Genomic DNA, 16631 nt, shown 5'->3' with positions numbered 1-16631 from the left:
TCGGCACCGCAAAATATTGACTGGTTCACTCAAAAATCAAGGCAATGCGCGCGAGTTTCCGGCAGGTGGCCTGCTCCCTCTCCTGTCGGCGTCCCTGATCGCCCCCTCGTCGGTGTGCCGGCAGCCCGCACCTGCCCGTCGCCGACCGCCGATGCCGTACGCATCCCGCGGTCGGTGACGTGTCACCGTGCCCTCCCGGTCCCGCAGCCGCACGGAACAGAGGACAGCATGAGATGGAAGCAACTCGGATGGCGGTTCGTCATCGGCGCGGTGGCAGCCGCGCTCATGACCGTCGGACTCCTGCCCGTCGCCGCCACGGCGGCCGACCGGAGCCCAGACCTGGCCCTCGGTAAGCAGGTGACGACCAGCGGGTCGCACGGCGCCTACCCCGCGTCGAACGTCACCGACGGCAGCCAGCAGACGTACTGGGAGAGCTCCGGCACCTTCCCGCAGTGGGTCCGGATCGACCTCGGCAGCCGGTTCGACGTCGACCAGGTGGTGCTGAAGCTGCCGGCCACCTGGGAGGCCCGGACCCAGACGCTCGGCGTCCAGGGCAGCACGGACGGGAGCAGCTTCAGCAGCCTGTCGGCGCCGGCCGCCCGCGAGTTCACCCCGTCGGCGGGCAACACCGTCACCGTCGGCTTCACCGCGAAGCAGGTGCGGTACATCCGGGTCCAGGTGACCGCCAACACCGGCTGGAACGCCGCGCAGCTCTCCCAGGTCGAGGTGTACGGCCAGGACGGGTCCGGCCCGCTCCCCGCCGACGGCTCCAACCTGGCGCTGAACAAGCCGATCGAGGCGTCGTCGTCCACGCAGACCTACGTGGCGGCCAACGCCAATGACGACAAGCTCGGTACGTACTGGGAGTCGAACGGCCACCCCTCCACACTGACGGTGAAGCTCGGCGCCGACGCCGACATCCAGGCCGTCGTCGTCAAGCTCTCCCCGGACCAGGCGTGGGCCACCCGGACGCAGAGTCTTCAGGTGCTCGGCCGCGCCCAGTCGGCCACCGGCTTCACCTCGCTGAAGGACCGTGCCGACTACGTGTTCAACCCCTCGGGAAACGAGAACACGGTGACCATCCCGGTCAGCGGCAGGTATGCGGATGTGCAGCTCAAATTCTTCGCCAACACCGGCGCTCCCGGGGCCCAGGTCGCCGAGATCCAGGTCGTCGGCACCGCGGCTCCCAACCCCGACCTGACCGTCACCGGACTGACCTGGTCACCCGCCACGCCGTCCGGGACGGACGAGGTCACCGTGAACGCCACCGTACGTAACACGGGTACGGCCGCCGCCGCCGCGACAGCCGTCGACGTGAGCCTGGCAGGTGTGGTCGCCGGGAGCGCGGCGGTGAACGGCCTCGCCGCGGGAGCCTCGGCCACCGTGCCGGTCCGCGTGGGCAGGCAGCCGATGGGCACGTACAGCGTCTCGGCCGTGGTCGATCCCACCGACACGGTCGTCGAGCAGGACAACAGCAACAACAGCCTCACCGCCACGTCGAAGCTGGTCGTCAGCCAGAGTCCCGGCCCCGACCTGGAGGTGCTCGGCATCACCTCCAGCCCGTCGAACCCCGCTGTGGGCGCGGCCGTCAGCTTCACCGTGTCCCTCCACAACCGTGGTACGACTGCCGTGAGTTCGTCCACGGTGACCCGCCTCCTGGTGGAGAGCACCACACTGAACGGGACGACGGGGGCGGTTCCCGCCGGATCCACCGTCACCGTGCCCATCAGCGGGAGCTGGACCGCCAGGAGCGGCGGGGCCAACCTCACCGCCACCGCGGACGCGACCGGTGTGGTCACCGAGACCGACGAGAACAACAACGTCTTCTCGCGCGCCATCGTGGTCGGCCGCGGCGCCGCGGTCCCGTACACCGAGTACGAGGCCGAACAGGGCGCGTACAAGGGCACGTTGCTGAAGTCCGACCAGAAGCGCACCTTCGGGCACACCAACTTCGCCACGGAGTCCTCGGGCCGAGAGTCCGTGCGGCTGAACTCCACCGGTGAGTACGTCGAGATCACCTCGGCCGTGCCGACGAACTCGATCGTGGTCCGCAACTCCATCCCCGACGCCCCCGGCGGCGGCGGGACCGAGGCAACGATCAGCCTGTACGTCGACGGCACGTTCGCCCGGAAGCTGAGTCTCTCCTCCAAGCACAGTTGGCTCTACGGCGACACGGACAGCCCGGAGGGGCTGACCAACGGGCCGCAGGCCGACGCCCGCAGGCTGTTCGACGAGTCCAACGCCCTGCTCGGCCGGACCTACCCCGCGGGGACGAAGTTCCGCCTGCAGCGGGACGCGGGCGACACGGCGTCCTTCTACGTCATCGACCTCGTCGACCTGGAGCAGGTGGCGCCGGCGGCGAGCCAGCCGGCCGGATGTACCTCGATCACCACCTATGGAGCCGTTCCGAACGACGGGATCGACGACACGGACGCCATTCAGCGGGCGGTGACGGCCGATCAGAACGGTGACATCGACTGCGTGTGGATCCCGCCGGGGCAATGGCGGCAGGAGCAGAAGATCCTGACCGACGACCCCTTGAACCGGGGGCAGTTCAACCAGGTCGGCATCAGGGACGTCACGATCCGCGGCGCGGGCATGTGGCACTCCCAGCTGTACACCCTCACCCAGCCGCAGGACGCGGGCGGTATCAACCACCCCCACGAGGGGAACTTCGGCTTCGACATCGACGACAACACCAAGATCTCGGACCTGGCGATCTTCGGCTCCGGCACCATCCGTGGTGGGGACGGCAACGCCGAGGGCGGAGTGGGCCTGAACGGACGCTTCGGTGACGACACCAAGATCACCAACGTCTGGCTGGAGCACGCGAACGCGGGGGTCTGGGTCGGTCGCGACTACGACAACATCCCGGACCTCTGGGGGCCCGGTGACGGCGTCGAGTTCACGGGGATGCGGATACGCAACACCTACGCGGACGGCATCAACTTCGCCAACGGGACGCGCAATTCCACGGTGTTCAACTCCTCCTTCAGGAACACTGGGGACGACTCGCTGGCCGTGTGGTCGAGCAAGTACGTGAAGAGCCCGTCGGTGGACGTCGGCCACGACAACCACTTCCGCAACAACACGATCCAGCTGCCGTGGAGGGCCAACGGCATCGCGGTCTACGGCGGTTACGGCAACACCATCGAGAACAACATCATCTCCGACACGATGAACTACCCCGGCATCATGCTGGCGACGGACCACGACCCGCTGCCCTTCTCCGGGGAGACACTGATCGCCAACAACGCGCTCCACCGTACGGGCGGGGCGTTCTGGGGGGAGGCCCAGGAGTTCGGTGCGATCACGCTGTTCGCCGCCGGCCAGGACATCCCCGGTGTCACGATCCGCGACACCGACATCCATGACTCGACCTACGACGGGATCCAGTTCAAGTCCGGCGGGGGGTCCGTGCCCGGAGCGAAGATCTCGAACGTCCGCATCGACAACTCCGTCAACGGGTCCGGGATCCTGGCCCACGGAGGCGCACGGGGCAGCGCGACCCTGACCGGTGTGACCATCACCGGTTCGGCGGACGGGGACGTCGAGGTCGAACCCGGATCACAGTTCGTCATCAACGGCAGCGCCGGCACGGCGCCCGCCCGGAGGTAGATCGGGCCGGTCCTCGGACCGCGCACCGCATGGTCCCCCGGCCGGCTCGCCACGGCGCGAGCCGGCCGGGGGAGCGGCGTCCTCGGGTGACGGTGATCTCGTCCCCCCGCCGTGACCCGCGCCCGGAACGTGCCGGGGCGGCTCCCGCCGAAGGATTGATACGTTTCGACCCCTTGCCGGTCTGCGTCGCCCCTGCTCAACCTCGCAGCCGTGGAACATCCAGGAAGGTGCGCATGAGGGCCGACGCAGCGCCGAGTCCTGCGGTTGGCCGAGGAGGCCCGGGAACTGCGCCAGTACGCGCCGAGTCCGCCGGAGACCAGTCCGACGCGGGTACGGCGCCGCCGCACCGGGGTGAGAGCCCCTCGAGCAAGGCGGGGGACAGAGAGCCGGGGACGATGACGGGCTGCGTCGAGAGGGCGCGGGTCATGGGCCATGATCGGCCGAGGGGGACGCCGCGCGTCAAGGCCGCTGAACCGGACGTGCGCGAGGCGACCGGTCTCCCGGAGTGTCACGCCCGACCGGTCGGTCAACCGCTCAACCGTGTGGAGCCTCCACCACATCGGCCCTTTCGGAGCCTTCACGGCACATACGCTCGACCCCCCAGGCGCCGAGTGGTTCGAGCGCGCGGTTGAGCGTGTGCCCGTGCTCGGTCAGGGAGTACTCCACGCGTGGCGGGACCTCGGCGTAGACCTTCCGGTGCACGAGACCGTCCGCCTCCATCTCACGCAGGTGTTGGGTGAGCATCTTCTCGCTCACTCCCGGCAGCCCGCGGCGGAGTTCGGCGAACCGGCGTATGCGATGGGCGTCGAGCTCCCAGAGGATCAGCCCCTTCCATTTACCGCTCACCACGTCGAACGCGGCGTCGATGCCGCAGATGTAGGGCCCGCGTCTCGGCGCCTTCGTCATCAGTGGCTCCCTTACTAAAAGGTAAGTACCGCAGAAAATAGTGGGTACTTCCGAGAGTAGTGGTGCTCTCCGAGGATGGAGGGGTGAACGAACAGACCCGTAACACCGGACAAGACGACGCTGTCACCGTGATCGGGCTCGGCCCGATGGGCCGGGCGATGACACGCACCCTCCTCACCACCGGCCGCCCGATCACCGTCTGGAACCGCACCGCCGCCCGCGCCGACGGCGTCGTCGCCGAGGGGGCGACGCTCGCGGCCACGCCGCGCGAGGCCCTCGAGGCGAGCGGCCTCGTGATCCTCAGCCTCACGGACTACCGGGCGATGTACGACATCCTGGGGAGCGCCACCGGATCGCTGGCCGGCCGGACGCTGGTGAACCTGAGCTCCGACACCCCCGAACGCACACGGGAGGCCGCCGCCTGGGCGGCGGGCCACGGTGCCGCCTTCCTCACCGGCGGGGTCATGGCCCCGGCTCCGATGGTCGGCACGGAGGCGTCCTACGTCTACTACAGCGGCCCCGGGGAAGTGATGGACAGCCGTCGGGCGGCGCTGGCGCCGCTCGGGACACCCAGGTATCTGGGCGACGATCCGGGCCTCGCCCAGATGATGTACCAAGCCCAGCTCGCGGTGTTCCTCACCACCCTTTCCGCGCTGATGCACGCCACCGCGATGCTGGGAACCGCAGGGATGAAGGCCGAGGAAACGCTGCCGGAGCTGCTTTCCGCCGCTGACACGATCAGCGACATTCTGAGGGCCGGCGACGAGCGTCCCGGTGCCGCGCTCGACGCCGGAGAGCATCCCGGCGACCTCAGCACGGTCACCATGATGGGTGCGACGGCCGACCACATCGTCGAGACCAGCACCTCGCTCGGACTCGATCTCGCGCTCCCGCTGGCCGTGCAGGCCCACTACCGGCGCGCGATCGAGGACGGGCACGGCAGCGACAACTGGACGCGCATCATCGACACGATCCGGACACCGCACTGACCGCACGCCCGTGCTTCTCCCCCTGCCCGGAGACAGGGACCTTCCGCACTTGCATTCGGTTTCGACGAGCGGGAAAAATTGGGACAAGGCGGACGGCGCGGCTCTTCGGAGTCGGACCGGCCGACCGGGCAGAAGGATCTGTCGTGCACAGGTCCGGCGGTATCGAGATCGTGAGGAGATCTCATGGGCAAGATGGTTTCCGCGCTCAAGCTGTTGCGAGGGCGGAAGATGGAAGCGGACGGCAAGGCCCTGCAGGACCAGCGGCTGCGGGACGAGGGCCGCCGCCTGCAGGACCGGGTGCACGGACAGCGGTAGCAGCCGCCCCCTTCCTGCGTAAGCGGGCGGCTCAGGCCCCGGCCCCGTACACGCCCTTCTCCGGCAGTCCTGTCGATTCGAAGGTGTGGACCGACAGCCCCCGCGCGGTCGTCCTGTGGCTGACGAGCCGCAGGCCGGCCGGGGCGCCGCCGTCCGGGAAGAGCCTCCGGCCACGGCCCACCACGACCGGGGCGATCACCAGGCGCAGCTCGTCGACGAGGCCCGCGGCCAGCAAGGACTGTGCCAGCCGGGCGCTGCCGTGGATCTGCAGCTCCCGGCCGGGCAGGCGTTTCACTTCGGCGACCTGGGAAGGCACATCGCCGCTCAGGACGGTTGTCGGGTTCCACGCGGCCGTGGTCAGGCTCTGGGAGGCGACGTACTTGGGCAGGCCGTTCATGAGGGGCGCGAACGGGTGGCCGGTCATCGTCGGCCAGTCCCGGGCGAAGTTCTCGTAGGTGCGGCGGCCGAACAGCAACGCGTCCGCCGTGCCGAGCCAGGTGGCAGCCATCTCCTCGAACTCCTCGTCCAGGTGCGGTACGAACCACCCACCCTGGTCGAAACCGTCACTCCGGTCCTCGTCCGGGGAGCCGGGGCCCTGGGAGACACCGTCGAGGGACAGGAACTCCTGTACGACAAGCCTCATCACGCATCACTCTCTTCCGCCGACGTCACGGCCGCTGCGGCCTCCGGTCCACGGGAGACGACTGTGCCACTCCTGGGGCGCCGTGGCGGGCGGGAACACGTTCGTCCTCCTCCAGCAGCGCGGTGAGGACGGCCAGGGGAGTTGCCGCCGCCCAGGCCTGCGGCGAGCAGGAGTGGGGATACGGAACAGGCCGGGGGTGCTGGGCGCGCGAGTAGCCCGCCATGACCTCGGGCAGCCGGTGACCGTGGTGGGCCGACGCCTCCAGCAGACCGAGGGCGACCGTGCGCGCCTCGTCCCGCAGGCCGCACCGTGCCAGACCGAGCAGGATGACCGCGTTGTCGTGCGGCCAGGACGTGCCCCGGTGGTACGAGAGCGGGTGGTACGCCGGCTGGCCGGATGCCAGCGTACGGATGGCCCAGCCCGAGAAGAAGTCGGGTTCCAGCAGACGCCGCCCCACGCGCCGCGCGTGCCGGTCGTCCAGGATGCCGGACCACAGCAGGTGTCCGGCGTCGGAGGCCAGCGAGTCGACCTGCCTGCCCCGGCCGTCCAGGGCGAGCGCCGGGAAGTCGGGTCCGGGCATCCAGAAGTCCCGCAGGAACCGGGCCCGCAGACCGGCGGCGGCGCTGTCGAGCCGGTCGGCGTACGCGTCGTCGTCCCACACCGAGCGGGCCAGCCGCGCGGTGCGCACCAGCGCGTCGTAGGCGTAGCCCTGTGCCTCCGCGACCGCGATCGGGCCCTCGGCCTGGGTGCCGTCGAGGAAGCAGACGGCGCCGTCGGAGTCCTTCCAGTTCTGGTTCACCAGGCCCTGCGGGTCGGGCGAGTAGACCAGGTAGCCGCCGTCGTCCAGGCCGCCGTCGCGGAACATCCAGTCCACGGCCGCGCGCGCATGGCCCTCCAGACGGGCGGCCAGGGCACGGTCGCCCGTCGCCTCGGTGAAGCTGTCCAGGAGCACGAGGAAGAGCGGGGTGGCGTCGACCGAGCCGTAGTAGCGGCCGTACGGCACCTGGCGGAAGTGAGCCAGTTCGCCGTGCCGGATCTCGTGGACGATACGCCCCGGCTGCTCGCCGCGGCCGGTGTCGTACTCCGTGCCCTGGGTGGCGGCGAGGGCGCGCAGGGTGCCCTCCGCCAGCTCCGGCCGGTACGGCAGGGCGAAGAGCGAGGTGAACAGGGAGTCGCGCCCGAAGAGGGTGAGGAACCAGGGGATCCCCGCCGCGGGTACGCGCACGCGCTCGCCGTCCGGGCCGGTGGCCGGAACCCGCAGGGCCGCCAGGTCGCTCAGTCCACGGGCACAGGCAGCGGCCAGACCCTCCGGCGCGCCGGCCGGAACGGGCAGCGGCGCGCCTGTGAACGCCGAGGTGTCCGCAGCATGCTCCGCGACCGCCTCGGCCGGTGTGCCGACGAGGGACGGCGCGGGCGCGCCGTGCGCGTACGCGGTGACGGTGAGCAGGAGTTCGGCCGTGCCGTGGGCGGGCAGTTCCAGGTGCCAGTCCAGCCGGTGGGCCGTGTCCCGCACGCCGACGGGCCGGACCGTGGCCGGGGCGGGCGTCGCGCACACCGCCGTACGGGACAGCCATGTGCCGCGCTCGTAGGTGAAGGTGACCCCCTCGGCGTGGGCGCTCGCCGAGCGCAGCGCACCTGTCTTCTCGTACCGGCGCTTGTCGGAGCGCAGTTCGAACTGGTCGGCGAAGTCGGCGTCGGCGGTGAGGGAGAGGACCGCGGTGACGGGCGCCGGACGGTTGTTGACCAGTCGCAGACACTCACTCAGGACGCCTGCGTCGACGGCCTGTTCACGGAAGACGGTGTAGCCCGCCGGTTCGTCCCGGGTGCCCGGGGGCGTGAGCACGCACCGGGCGGACGCCTCGCCGTCCGACGGCACCAGCACGGCCGGCTCCGTGCCGTCGACGGTCAGTGTCCACCGGCTCAGATGCCGGGCGTCGCGATGGAAGAGTCCGTCGGGGGAGGTGCCGCGACGGCCGCTCACACCGCCGTCCGCCCCGAGGACCGCGAAGGTGCCCGCGCGGACCAGCGTGGTCTCCGCCGTGCCGTTCACGTGTGTGCTCCGATCGGGGTGTCGTGAGGGGCGCCGTCGTCGGCCGGTCGCGTGGCGGCCAGCAGATCGAGGGTGAGGGCTGCCGTCCAGCCGAAGGAGCGGGTGCCGCGGGCCTCGGCCGTGAACGGGTCCACGTACTCGGCGAAGGAACTGGCACCGGCGGCGTCGAGCATGGCCGCGCGCAGGGAATCGGCAGCCTGCGCGTGCCCGCACCGGCGCAGACCGCGTTCCAGCAGCCAGTTGGTGTTGAACCAGGCGGGACCGCGCCAGTAGCGGGAGGGGTCGAAGGCGTGCCCGGTGATGTCGTACGAGGGAGCCATCGGGACCTCGCCGAGGCGGAAGCCGGTGCCCGTCGCCGTGCCGAGCAGGGCGTCCACGATGTCCTGGGGGAGGCCGGGCACGATGAGCGGGACGAGCCCGGCGACGCTGCGCTCGGGGATCAGCTCACCGCCGACCAGGTCACGGCAGAGGAACATGCCGTCGGCGGGCGACCAGAGCCGCTCCACCAAGGCCGCGGTGAGGCGTGCCGCCCGCGCCTCGTGGGGGGCGGGGTCCGCCCCCGTCTCGGCGGCGATCCGGGCCAGCGCGTGCTCGGAGACGATCAGCAGCGCGTTGACGCAGGGGTCCTCGACCGCGAAGGCGTGCCCGCCCGGCACGTCCGCGTAACCGCTGTCGCGGTAGTCGGCGGCGAGCCGCACATAGCGTCCGTAGTCCAGGTCGGTGGGGCGTTCCGAAGGCTGCCCGTGGTCGAGGTCGGCGCGCCGGTACGAACCGGGGGCGGCCGGCTCGACACGCCCCAACGGGCTGTCCCAGCAGGGACTGTTGTCCATGCCGGGTTCCCACGGGTGCACCACGGCCGCAAGGCCGCCGCCCCCGAGGTCACGGGGGCCCGTGAGGTAGTCGTGCCAGGCGACGAGCCGGTCGTACACACGGGGGAGGAAACCGCGGCCGCGCGATGTCTCCGGGTCCGCCTGGTGGACGAGCCAGGCCGCGAGCGCGTGCACCGGGGGCTGCACGATGCCGGAGGTCTCGGTGCCGGCCGGGGCGCCCGCCGTGGCGCCGTCCACGGAGGAGCGCCAGAAGTCGGGGCTGGGGAAGTACGCGTCGAGGGGCACGGAGGGGCTGAACACGATGTGGGGGACGCGCCCGTCGGCCCACTGCGCGCCCAGCAGGCTCTCCAGCTCGAGCTGGGCCCGGCGGACCGACAGATGACGCAGACCGATCGCGATGAAGGCCGAGTCCCAGCTCCACTGGTGCGGATACAGGCCGCGCGACGGGACGGTGGAGGACCCCGTCCAGTTGGTGAGGAGTACCCGTGCCGCGCCGCGCCGAAGGGTCAGGTGATCAGCGGCGGCGGGCACGGGGGTTTCGAGCAGCGACGTCACGCGCCGGACCTCCGCAGGAACGCGGGGATGGAGCGGACGGCCGCGACGGGGTCGCCGGTCAGCCGGCACTCGGCGGCGAGGTAGCCGTCGTAGCCGATGCTGTGCAGCGCGCCGATCCAGGCGGGCCAGTCGAGGTGGCCGGCCCCCGGCTGGAAGCGGTTCGAGTCGCTGACCTGGGCGTGGCCGATGTAGGGCGCCGCCGCCAGGATCGACGCCGAGGGGTCGGCCTCCTCGATGTTCATGTGATAGCTGTCGATACCGATGCGGACGGAGTCCAGGCCCACCGTGCGGATCAGGTCGACGGCCTGCTCCAGCCGGTTGACCATGTGGTCCTCGTACCGGTTGAGCGGCTCCAGGTAGAGGGCGACGCCTTCGCGGCGCGCGTGCTCGCCCAGCTCGGAGAGGCCGGACAGCAGCACCTCTCGGTCCTGCTCCTCGGTGCGCGGCGGCTCGAACGGGGGGAGCCTGCGCGAGAACATCCCGTAGGACGCGGGGGTCTGGACGCCCAGCGCCCCGATCTCGGCAGCGACGGAGAGCTGGGACTTCATCTGTTCCAGGGCGTCGCGGCGCAGGCCGTCGTCGAACGCGGCGAAGAAGTGCAGCATGTCGACGCAGACGGTCGGCATGACCACGCCGTCGGCGAGGGCCCGCTTGAGCTCGGGCAGGCGGTCACGGAAGTGGAAGTCCCCCTTCGACCGCAGCTCCACGGCGTCGTAGCCGGCGTCCTGGGCGAAGGCCCACTTCTCCTGGAGGGTGTCGCCGGGGAGAAGCTGTTCCTGGCAGGCGGTTTTCAGCATGGGTGCCTTTCGGCGCCGTCGGAGGGCGCTCGGGAGTTCCGGTGGGTGGATCGGTTCTGGCCGCGAGGGCTCAGAACTCCAGGACGACCTGGAGGGCGTCGGCGGGCGTCTCGTCGAGCAGCACATACGCGTCGGCGGCTTCCGCCACCGGCACGACGTGGCTGACCAGGGACTTCACGTCGACCTGGCCTTCGGCGACCAGCGAGAGGAAGGTCTGCTGGAGCCGCTCGACGGTCCAGCGTCCCGCCAGCTGCGGCGGCACTCCGCCGATCTGGGAGCAGATCAGCTGCACCCTGTTGTGGTGGAACTCGTCGCCGAGGCGGAGACCTGCGCCGTCGCCCTGGTAGAAGCCGGAGGCCACGACCCGGCCGCCGACGGTGACGGAGCGCACGGCCTCGTGCAGGGCCGGGTACACACCGCTGATCTCGATCGCGACATCGGCGCCCGCCCCGCCGGTGGCGGCTCGGATGCTTTCTGCGACGGTGCCGGTCCGGGCGTTGAGGGTGTGGCGCGCCCCGTACTCGCGGGCCGTCGCGAGCCGGCCGTCGAGCGCGTCGACCGCGGTGACGCGTGCGCCGTTGAGCTGGGCGAGGCGGGTGGTGAGCAGCCCGATGACGCCCTGGCCGAAGACGGCCACGTCCTCGCCCAGGTGGATGTCGGCGGCGAGGATCGCGTTGTACGCGATGGCGCCGACCCGGGCGAAGGCCCCGGCGAGCGGTTCCAGGCCTGCGGGCAGGGTGTGGCCGACCATGCGCTCGGCCGGGACGATGCCCTCGCTGCGGTGCCCCCAGATGCCCCAGACCAGATCGCCCGCGACCGGCATTCCGGGCGTACCGACGAGCTCGGGCGAGACCTCGGTGACCTCGCCGACCTCGGAGTAGCCCCAGCCGGCCACCGGGTACTCGATCCCGGCCGCCCCGTCGCGGAAGATACGGGCCTCGGCGTCCCAGGTGCGTGTCAGGTACGGGTTCGTCCCCCGGTAGGCGGTGAGTTCGGTTCCTGCCGAAATGCCGGAGTAGCGGGTGCGGACCCGCAGGTGCCCCGCGGGAAGCGGGGCGCTCTCGTGCTCGGCGACTTCGACCTGACGGGGGCCGGTGAACTGGACGACGCGTTCCACGAGAGCTCCGGTAGCGCTTGAAGGGGTGTTGCTCGCTGACTTCAGTCGAAGATATCTCAGAGTTATGTCTTGTCAACAAGCAAAAGTGATGCTGAGATGCGTCAGGACAGTGCGTAAGTGGCGTGAGGACACAGCATGGTGATGAAGACCCGACGGTCGAGGGTGACCCTGTTCGGGCTCGCCGCGACCCTGGCCGGGGGCCTCCTGGCCGGCTGCTCCGGCAGCTCCGGCGCAGAGCAGCCCGACAACAGGATCACGGTGTGGTCGCAGGAGAACCTGCCGCCACGGATGGCGGCGACCAGAAAGGTCATCAGCCGTTTCGAGAAGGAGAGCGGCGTCAAGGTCGACCTCGTCGGCGTGGACGAGGCCCAGCTGCCGCAGCTGATCATGTCCGCCGCCGCGGCCGGCAAGCTCCCGGATGTGATCGGGGCGGTCCCGATGGGCCAGGTCTGGCAGATGTACGGCAACGGCCTGCTCAACACCGAGGTCGCGGACCGCATCGTGAAGGACCTGCGGCCGGACACGTTCAACAGCAACGCGCTCGAGCTCACCTCGGACCGGGGCACCAGGCTCGGCGTCCCCTCCGACGCCTGGCTCCAGATCCTCGTCTACCGCAAGGACCTGTTCGCGAAGGCCGGGCTCGACGCACCGGAGGACTACCCGAGCGCCCTGAAGGCCGCCGCCGCCCTCGACAAGGGCGGTCGGGACGGCATCTCGCTGGCCACCGACCCCTCGGACGTCTTCACCCAGCAGAGCTTCGAGGACCTCGCCCTGGCCAACGGCTGCCAGCTGGTCGACGAGGCGGGCGAGCCCGCTCTCGACTCCCCGGCGTGCCGCAACGCCTTCGCCGCGTACGACGACCTCGCCCGCGAGCACGGAGCGCCCGGTACCCAGAGCGTGGACTCCACCCGCGCCACCTACTTCGCCGGGCAGTCGTCGATGATGGTCTGGTCGTCCTTCCTCCTGGACGAGCTCGCTGGCCTGCGGTCCGACGCGCTGCCCAGCTGCCCGGAGTGCAAGAAGGACCCGGACTTCCTGGCCCGCAACACCGGCGTCGTCACCTCCCTGAAGGGCCCCGACGGCAAGGAACCCGCCCAGTTCGGCGAGATCACGTCCTGGGCCGTCACCCGGAGCGCCGAGACGGACGCCTCCCAGAAGTTCATCGAGTACATGATGGGCAAGGGGTACGCGGACTGGTTCGGCATGGCCCCCGAGGGCAAGATCCCCGTCCGCACCGGCACGGCGGAGAAGCCCGGCTCCTTCGATCAGGCGTGGCGCGCCAGCGTCATGGGCGTCGACCGCCGCGAGTCCATGCAGAAGGCCTACCCCTCCGCGCTCCTCGACCGGCTCGTCACCGGCGTCGGCGGCATGAAGCGGTGGGGTCTGACCCAGGGGCAGGGCGCCCTCGTCGGCGCCACGAACGGCGAACTCCCCGTCGCCAAGGCCATCGGGGCGATGACCAGCGGCCAGCTCTCGCCCGACGAGGCCGCCGAGGAGGCCAACGACGAAGTGGCCGCCCTCCAGAAGTCCCTCCAGTAGCCGCCCGCCGCTCCCTCACGAGGTAACCGACCCATGAGCACAATCACGAGCGGCGCGAAGAAGCGCCGCGTCCCACCGCAGAGTACGAGCAGGCGGGAGAACCGCGCAGGCCTCGCCTTCGTGACCCCCACCTTCCTGGTGGTCCTGGTCGTGGTGATCCTGCCGATCCTCTGGACCGTCCTGCTCGCCTTCCAGAACGCCAAGCTGGTCGACATCCAGGAGAACGGCCTCTTCGGCCGCTGGACCCTGGACAACTTCTCCCAGGTCTTCGGCTCGCCCGGCTTCTGGAGCAGCCTCGGCACCACGCTCCTCTACACCGTCGGCGCCACCGCCGGTTCCGTCGTCCTCGGGCTGATCGCCGCCCTCGCCCTGCGCAAGCCCTTCCGCGGAAGGGGCGCCCTGCGTGCAGCCATGCTCCTGCCGTACGTCGCCCCCGTGGTCGCGGTCTCCTTCGTCTGGGAGGTCGCACTCAGCCCGCAGTACGGCATCGTGAACGAATGGGGCCAGAAGCTCTTCGGATGGGACGACCCCATCGCCTTCCTCTCCACCCGGTCCTACGAAGTCGGCGTGCTCGGGGTCCACTTCGACATCCCGCTGGCCCTGCTGACCGTCATCGCCTTCGAGACGTGGCGCTACTTCCCGTTCGCCTTCCTCTTCATGCTCGCCCGCCTCCAGGCGGTACCGGCCGGCCTCGAGGAGGCCGCCGAGGTCGACGGTGCCACGCTGTCCCAGCGCTTCCGGCACATCCTGCTGCCGCAGCTGATGCCCGTCATCGCCCTGCTGTCCGTCCTCCGCTTCATCATGACGTTCAACAAGTTCGACGACATCTACCTGCTCACCGGCGGCGGTTCCGGCACGGACGTCGTGGCCGTCCGCGTCTACGACTTCCTCACCTCGCGCTTCGACGTCGGAGCCGCCTCCGCGCAGGCCCTCGTCCTCGCCGTGGTGCTCATGGCCCTCCTGGGCGTCTACTTCAAGTTCTTCGGCAAGAAGATGCAGGAGGAGTCGGCATGACCTCCACACCGACCATGACCCACGAGCCGGCCGAGCGCACGGCCCGCCCGTTGCCGGCGTCGCGGCGGCCCCGGCCGCGGCTGACCCGCGCCCAGTTCGAGGAACGGTTCTTCGGAGTCCTGCGCTGGGTGGTGATCGCCTTCCTCGCGGCGATCACGATCGTGCCCTTCTACTACATGCTGATGCTGTCGGTGAAGCCCATCGACGCACTCCTCCTGGACCCGGGCAACCTCTGGGTCTCGGCGAAGGACTTCACGCTCGACACGTACGAGAGCGTCCTCAAGTCCTCGGAGGACGGCGGCCAGGGCTTCCTCGGCATGCTGTTCAACTCGGCGCTCGTCGCCATCGCCACCGTCCTGCTCACGCTGGCCGCCGCGGTGCCTGGCGCGTACGCCGTCAGCCGGCTGAAGTTCTTCGGCAACCGCCAGATCAGCGCGGTCTTCCTGGCCGTCTACCTGTTCCCTGCCACGCTGCTGGCCGTCCCGCTCTTCGTCATGTTCGCGAAGATGGGGCTGTCGGGGAGCCTCGTCGGGCTCGCCATCGTCTACATCGCGCAGACCGTGCCCGTCTCGATCTACATGCTGAAGAACTACTTCGTCACCATCCCGTTCAGCATCGAGGAGGCGGCGGCGATCGACGGCGCGTCACGGCTGCAGACCGTACGCAAGATCATCCTGCCGCTCGCACTGCCGACCCTCATGGCCACCGGGCTCTACGTCTTCATGATTGCCTGGAACGAGTTCCTGTTCGCCCTCCTCTTCCTGGCGGCCGACCCCGAACGGTGGACGGTCTCCCTCGGTCTCCAGCAACTGGCCAACGGCATCGAGGTGTCCAAGACGGTGCTGATGGCCGGGTCGGTCGTCCTCACCATCCCTGTGGTACTCCTGTTCTTCTCCGCCGAACGGCTCCTCACCGAGGGCCTGACCAGCGGTGCCGACAAGGGCTGACGCCGGGAGCCGGGAGGCCGGCGGGGAGAGACACCGAACGCCCCCGGAGGGCGGGCACGGACGCGACAGACAGGGCGAGGACGGCGGGGATGGCAGGAAACCAGGCCAGCGCGGGGCATCTGCTGCGGCTCATTCGCAGCGGCGAAGCCACCACGCGAGGCGAGCTCCAGCAGGCGACCGGCCTGTCCCGCTCCACGGTGGGGCACCGGCTCGACCAGCTCTTCGGAGCGGGCTGGCTGCGCGGCGCCACCGGCACCTCCACCGGCGGACGCCCCTCCGCCCGGCTGGAGTTCGACCCGGCCCACGCAGTGGTACTCGTCGCGGACCTGGAGACCCGGCACGCCCGCGTCGCCGCGCTCGACCTCTCCGGAACCGTCCTCGCCGAGCACACCGGGGCCCTCGTCATCGCCGACGGCCCCGACCGCGCCCTGGACCAACTGGCGCGCTGGTTCGGCCCGCTGCTCTCCAAGGCGGGGGTAGGGGCCGAGCGTGTCTGCGGCATCGGGCTCTCCGTGCCGGGGCCGGTGGACTGGGAGTCGGCCCAGATCGTGCAGCCCCCGATCATGCCGGGCTGGGACCGCTTCCCCGTACGGGAACGACTGCGCGAGGCCTGGACCGAGCACGTCGGTCCGATGCCGGCCGCCGGACCCCTACCCGTCTTCGTCGACAACGACGCCAACCTGATGGCCCTGGCCGAGCAGCGGGCCGGCCACCCGGACTGCAGCGCCTTCGTCCTGATCAAGGCGTCCACGGGGATCGGCGCCGGCGTCGTCGTCGGAGGCGAGGTCTACAGGGGCATCGACGGCGGAGCGGGCGACATCGGCCACATCCGCCTGCACGACCGCCCCGACGCACTGTGCATGTGCGGGTCCTACGGATGCCTCGCCGCCGTCGCCAGCGGCCGGTCCATCGCCGGACAGCTCACCGCGGCCGGTGTGCCCACCGCGTCGGGATCCGACGTACGCGAGCATCTCGCCGCGGGCCAGCCGGATGCAGTCAGGCTCGCCCGCGAGGCGGGGCAGCGCGTCGGCGAGGTCCTGGTCACGGTCGTCACGCTGCTCAACCCCGGCGTGCTGATGCTCAGCGGCGACCTGGCCGGCACCCCGTTCCTCACCGGCGTCCGCGAACTCATCTACCAGCGCGCCATGCCGCGCACCACCGCCCACCTCCAGGTCGTCACCTCCGAACTGGGAGACCGCGCGGCCCTGGTCGGGGCCGCTCGCATGGTCATCGATCACCTGTACGCACCCGAACGCGCCGACGCCCGCCTCGCGGCACTCACCCGTACCGGGGCCTGAGCACAACGCCCCC

Annotated in this window: 13 protein-coding genes; 7 read left to right on the top strand and 6 right to left on the bottom strand. The window is 70.6% G+C overall.

All coding sequences use genetic code 11. The annotated features are described in order from the left end of the window. Positions 1-228: 228 nt before the first annotated feature. Entirely contained in the window at positions 229-3618 is a 3390-nt protein-coding gene (locus tag ACIQM3_RS10290; protein ID WP_401621559.1) for a CARDB domain-containing protein, read from the top strand. A 534-nt stretch (positions 3619-4152) separates the two neighbouring features. On the opposite strand, the gene ACIQM3_RS10285 is transcribed toward ACIQM3_RS10290, so the two are convergent. After that, positions 4153-4524, bottom strand: a complete 372-nt coding sequence (locus tag ACIQM3_RS10285) for a winged helix-turn-helix transcriptional regulator (RefSeq protein ID WP_401621556.1) — start codon at positions 4522-4524, stop codon at positions 4153-4155. Positions 4525-4607: 83 nt separating this feature from the next. On the opposite strand from ACIQM3_RS10285, the gene ACIQM3_RS10280 reads away from it, so the two are divergent. Further along, positions 4608-5513, top strand: coding sequence for an NAD(P)-dependent oxidoreductase (locus ACIQM3_RS10280; RefSeq protein WP_401621553.1), 906 nt, complete (start codon positions 4608-4610; stop codon positions 5511-5513). Positions 5514-5696: 183 nt separating this feature from the next. After that, complete coding sequence (locus tag ACIQM3_RS10275) at positions 5697-5828, top strand: hypothetical protein (protein ID WP_401621551.1); 132 nt, start codon at positions 5697-5699, stop codon at positions 5826-5828. Positions 5829-5859: 31 nt separating this feature from the next. On the opposite strand, the gene ACIQM3_RS10270 is transcribed toward ACIQM3_RS10275, so the two are convergent. The 5 genes from ACIQM3_RS10270 to ACIQM3_RS10250 all read right to left on the bottom strand — a co-directional run bounded on the left by ACIQM3_RS10270 (position 5860) and on the right by ACIQM3_RS10250 (position 11820). Further along, entirely contained in the window at positions 5860-6471 is a 612-nt protein-coding gene (locus tag ACIQM3_RS10270) for a dihydrofolate reductase family protein (protein ID WP_401621548.1), read from the bottom strand. A gap of 25 nt (positions 6472-6496) precedes the next feature. Next, positions 6497-8521, bottom strand: coding sequence for a glycogen debranching N-terminal domain-containing protein (locus tag ACIQM3_RS10265; protein WP_401621545.1), 2025 nt, complete (start codon positions 8519-8521; stop codon positions 6497-6499). Beyond that, positions 8518-9906 (bottom strand): MGH1-like glycoside hydrolase domain-containing protein, encoded by a 1389-nt coding sequence (locus tag ACIQM3_RS10260; protein ID WP_401621542.1) that lies wholly within the window; start codon positions 9904-9906, stop codon positions 8518-8520. Before ACIQM3_RS10260 ends, ACIQM3_RS10265 begins: the two co-directional genes overlap by 4 nt. Beyond that, positions 9903-10703 carry a TIM barrel protein gene (locus ACIQM3_RS10255; RefSeq protein ID WP_401621539.1) on the bottom strand — a complete coding sequence of 267 codons (801 nt, stop codon included), beginning with the start codon at positions 10701-10703 and terminating at the stop codon, positions 9903-9905. Before ACIQM3_RS10255 ends, ACIQM3_RS10260 begins: the two co-directional genes overlap by 4 nt. Positions 10704-10773: 70 nt before the next feature. Continuing rightward, entirely contained in the window at positions 10774-11820 is a 1047-nt protein-coding gene (locus tag ACIQM3_RS10250; RefSeq protein WP_401621536.1) for a zinc-binding alcohol dehydrogenase, read from the bottom strand. A 135-nt stretch (positions 11821-11955) separates the two neighbouring features. On the opposite strand from ACIQM3_RS10250, the gene ACIQM3_RS10245 reads away from it, so the two are divergent. From ACIQM3_RS10245 to ACIQM3_RS10230, 4 genes are all read left to right on the top strand, one after another. Continuing rightward, a complete protein-coding gene (locus ACIQM3_RS10245; protein ID WP_401621533.1) occupies positions 11956-13359 on the top strand; it encodes an ABC transporter substrate-binding protein in 1404 nt (467 codons plus the stop codon). 33 nt (positions 13360-13392) lie between these two features. After that, entirely contained in the window at positions 13393-14373 is a 981-nt protein-coding gene (locus tag ACIQM3_RS10240; protein ID WP_401621530.1) for a carbohydrate ABC transporter permease, read from the top strand. 80 nt (positions 14374-14453) lie between these two features. Continuing rightward, positions 14454-15320 (top strand): carbohydrate ABC transporter permease, encoded by an 867-nt coding sequence (locus ACIQM3_RS10235; protein WP_401622402.1) that lies wholly within the window; start codon positions 14454-14456, stop codon positions 15318-15320. Positions 15321-15409: 89 nt separating this feature from the next. Beyond that, complete coding sequence (locus ACIQM3_RS10230) at positions 15410-16618, top strand: ROK family transcriptional regulator (protein WP_401621527.1); 1209 nt, start codon at positions 15410-15412, stop codon at positions 16616-16618. The last annotated feature ends 13 nt before the right edge of the window (positions 16619-16631 follow it).

Origin of the sequence: Streptomyces sp. NPDC091271 (genome assembly GCF_044757505.1) — a bacterium.
Classification (GTDB): domain Bacteria; phylum Actinomycetota; class Actinomycetes; order Streptomycetales; family Streptomycetaceae; genus Streptomyces.
Note: the sequence above shows the minus strand (reverse complement) of the source record. Positions and strands in the feature narration are given on the sequence as shown.

Bases quoted from the DNA above. Each gene is read 5' to 3' on its own strand.
- ACIQM3_RS10290 (WP_401621559.1), top strand. From the start codon at position 229: ATGAGATGGAAGCAACTCGGATGGCGGTTCGTCATCGGCGCGGTGGCA.
- ACIQM3_RS10240 (WP_401621530.1), top strand. From the start codon at position 13,393: ATGAGCACAATCACGAGCGGCGCGAAGAAGCGCCGCGTCCCACCGCAG.
- ACIQM3_RS10245 (WP_401621533.1), top strand. From the start codon at position 11,956: ATGGTGATGAAGACCCGACGGTCGAGGGTGACCCTGTTCGGGCTCGCC.
- ACIQM3_RS10285 (WP_401621556.1), bottom strand. From the start codon at position 4,524: ATGACGAAGGCGCCGAGACGCGGGCCCTACATCTGCGGCATCGACGCC.
- ACIQM3_RS10270 (WP_401621548.1), bottom strand. From the start codon at position 6,471: ATGAGGCTTGTCGTACAGGAGTTCCTGTCCCTCGACGGTGTCTCCCAG.
- ACIQM3_RS10230 (WP_401621527.1), top strand. From the start codon at position 15,410: ATGGCAGGAAACCAGGCCAGCGCGGGGCATCTGCTGCGGCTCATTCGC.
- ACIQM3_RS10275 (WP_401621551.1), top strand. From the start codon at position 5,697: ATGGGCAAGATGGTTTCCGCGCTCAAGCTGTTGCGAGGGCGGAAGATG.
- ACIQM3_RS10255 (WP_401621539.1), bottom strand. From the start codon at position 10,703: ATGCTGAAAACCGCCTGCCAGGAACAGCTTCTCCCCGGCGACACCCTC.